The organism is Streptomyces sp. NPDC107581 (assembly GCF_055657175.1).
The window spans coordinates 2803-5075 of sequence record NZ_JBVKBH010000053.1 but is presented as its reverse complement, the minus strand read 5'-3'; the positions used below and the strand labels follow the sequence as shown (position 1 = coordinate 5075).

The window sequence follows — 2273 nt, the reverse complement described above, 5'->3', positions numbered from 1 at the left end:
CGGGAAAACATTCACGGAGAGTTTGATCCTGGCTCAGGACGAACGCTGGCGGCGTGCTTAACACATGCAAGTCGAACGATGAACCACTTCGGTGGGGATTAGTGGCGAACGGGTGAGTAACACGTGGGCAATCTGCCCTTCACTCTGGGACAAGCCCTGGAAACGGGGTCTAATACCGGATATGACCATCTTGGGCATCCTTGATGGTGTAAAGCTCCGGCGGTGAAGGATGAGCCCGCGGCCTATCAGCTTGTTGGTGAGGTAATGGCTCACCAAGGCGACGACGGGTAGCCGGCCTGAGAGGGCGACCGGCCACACTGGGACTGAGACACGGCCCAGACTCCTACGGGAGGCAGCAGTGGGGAATATTGCACAATGGGCGAAAGCCTGATGCAGCGACGCCGCGTGAGGGATGACGGCCTTCGGGTTGTAAACCTCTTTCAGCAGGGAAGAAGCGAAAGTGACGGTACCTGCAGAAGAAGCGCCGGCTAACTACGTGCCAGCAGCCGCGGTAATACGTAGGGCGCAAGCGTTGTCCGGAATTATTGGGCGTAAAGAGCTCGTAGGCGGCTTGTCACGTCGATTGTGAAAGCCCGAGGCTTAACCTCGGGTCTGCAGTCGATACGGGCTAGCTAGAGTGTGGTAGGGGAGATCGGAATTCCTGGTGTAGCGGTGAAATGCGCAGATATCAGGAGGAACACCGGTGGCGAAGGCGGATCTCTGGGCCATTACTGACGCTGAGGAGCGAAAGCGTGGGGAGCGAACAGGATTAGATACCCTGGTAGTCCACGCCGTAAACGGTGGGAACTAGGTGTTGGCGACATTCCACGTCGTCGGTGCCGCAGCTAACGCATTAAGTTCCCCGCCTGGGGAGTACGGCCGCAAGGCTAAAACTCAAAGGAATTGACGGGGGCCCGCACAAGCGGCGGAGCATGTGGCTTAATTCGACGCAACGCGAAGAACCTTACCAAGGCTTGACATACACCGGAAAGCATTAGAGATAGTGCCCCCCTTGTGGTCGGTGTACAGGTGGTGCATGGCTGTCGTCAGCTCGTGTCGTGAGATGTTGGGTTAAGTCCCGCAACGAGCGCAACCCTTGTTCTGTGTTGCCAGCATGCCCTTCGGGGTGATGGGGACTCACAGGAGACCGCCGGGGTCAACTCGGAGGAAGGTGGGGACGACGTCAAGTCATCATGCCCCTTATGTCTTGGGCTGCACACGTGCTACAATGGCCGGTACAATGAGCTGCGATACCGTGAGGTGGAGCGAATCTCAAAAAGCCGGTCTCAGTTCGGATTGGGGTCTGCAACTCGACCCCATGAAGTCGGAGTCGCTAGTAATCGCAGATCAGCATTGCTGCGGTGAATACGTTCCCGGGCCTTGTACACACCGCCCGTCACGTCACGAAAGTCGGTAACACCCGAAGCCGGTGGCCCAACCCTTGTGGAGGGAGCTGTCGAAGGTGGGACTGGCGATTGGGACGAAGTCGTAACAAGGTAGCCGTACCGGAAGGTGCGGCTGGATCACCTCCTTTCTAAGGAGCACTTCTAGGCCGCCTAGCGGTCCAGAGGCCAGTACATCGGCGAATGTCCGGTGCTGGTTGCTCATGGGTGGAACGTTGATTATTCGGTCTGACCTACGGGTCGGTGGCTTGCCAGTACTGCTCGTGAGAGCGTGGAACGCATGATCATCGGACGGAGTCGGCCGGGCACGCTGTTGGGTGTCTGAGGGAACGAAATGGTCCTTCAGTCGCCGGCCCCAGTGCACTCGAATCGTTTGGTTCGGGGTGATGGGTGGCTGGTCGTTGTTTGAGAACTGCACAGTGGACGCGAGCATCTGTGGCCAAGTTTTTAAGGGCGCACGGTGGATGCCTTGGCACCAGGAACCGATGAAGGACGTGGGAGGCCACGATAGTCCCCGGGGAGTCGTCAACCAGGCTTTGATCCGGGGGTTTCCGAATGGGGAAACCCGGCAGTCGTCATGGGCTGTCACCCGCTGCTGAACACATAGGCAGTGTGGAGGGAACGAGGGGAAGTGAAACATCTCAGTACCCTCAGGAAGAGAAAACAACCGTGATTCCGGGAGTAGTGGCGAGCGAAACCGGATGAGGCCAAACCTACGACGTGTGAGACCCGGCAGGGGTTGCGTCGTGGGGGTTGTGGGATCTCTCTTTCACAGTCTGCCGGCTGTGAGACGAGTCAGAAACCGTTGATGTAGGCGAAGGACATGCGAAAGGTCCGGCGTAGAGGGTAAGACCCCCGTAGTCGAAACAT

General features: G+C 58.1%; 2 rRNA genes (1 of these 2 running past the window's edge). Both read left to right on the top strand.

What is annotated here, in order from left to right:
• Positions 1-10: 10 nt before the first annotated feature.
• Positions 11-1534 (top strand): 16S ribosomal RNA (locus tag ACZ7P3_RS42465).
• Positions 1535-1840: 306 nt separating this feature from the next.
• Positions 1841-2273: ribosomal RNA gene (locus tag ACZ7P3_RS42460) — 23S ribosomal RNA — on the top strand (it continues 2781 nt past the right edge of the window).
• The 16S and 23S rRNA genes sit together here, the layout of an rRNA operon.